This is a genomic window from Prevotella sp. OH937_COT-195, assembly GCF_003932845.1.
Lineage (GTDB): Bacteria > Bacteroidota > Bacteroidia > Bacteroidales > Bacteroidaceae > Prevotella.
In genome coordinates this window covers 1-491 of record NZ_RQZH01000141.1, presented here as the reverse complement: position 1 = coordinate 491, position 491 = coordinate 1, and the positions used below count along the sequence as shown (strand labels likewise).

At 56.0% G+C, this 491-nt stretch carries 1 protein-coding gene; it reads right to left on the bottom strand.

Features of this window, described 5'->3' with window-relative positions; genetic code table 11:
* The coding region (locus tag EII32_RS11615; RefSeq protein WP_199741442.1) for an HU family DNA-binding protein at positions 1-329 on the bottom strand (329 nt) is incomplete at its 3' end.
* Positions 330-491: the final 162 nt, after the last annotated feature.

The window sequence follows — 491 nt, the reverse complement described above, 5'->3', positions numbered from 1 at the left end:
GGGAAGAACTGTATGCGCGGTGTCTTGAGCGTTTCGGCGGTGACGTCCTGCCTGCTTTCCACGCGCTTGCCGGTGGAGATGACCTTGAAGGAGCCGAGGTCTGCCAGGTCGATGGCCCGGCCGGCGAACATCTCTTCGCGGACGATTTCGGCCAGGGCGGTGATGGCCGAGCGCACGTCGGCGCGCGATAGGGCAGTGAGGTTGATGATGCGGTCTTCCACCTGCTTGGCGGTTACCTTGTCTTGCGCCACGGGTGCGGCGTAGAACATGGTCTTGCCCTTGTTCTTGCCGATGCGCATCATTTCGGATTTTACTTTGTAAATCAACATGTTTTTTGTTTTTTAATGATTGTACTTGTGCGGCTCTTGCCGCGTTGGCGATTACGCCTCTGTCGTTCCTTGGGAAGTGTTTTGGTCGTTCCTCAGGAAGTCCTTTCACCGTTCCTTGGGAAGTCCTTTGGCCGTTCCTTGGGAAGTGTTGTTCTTGCGAAG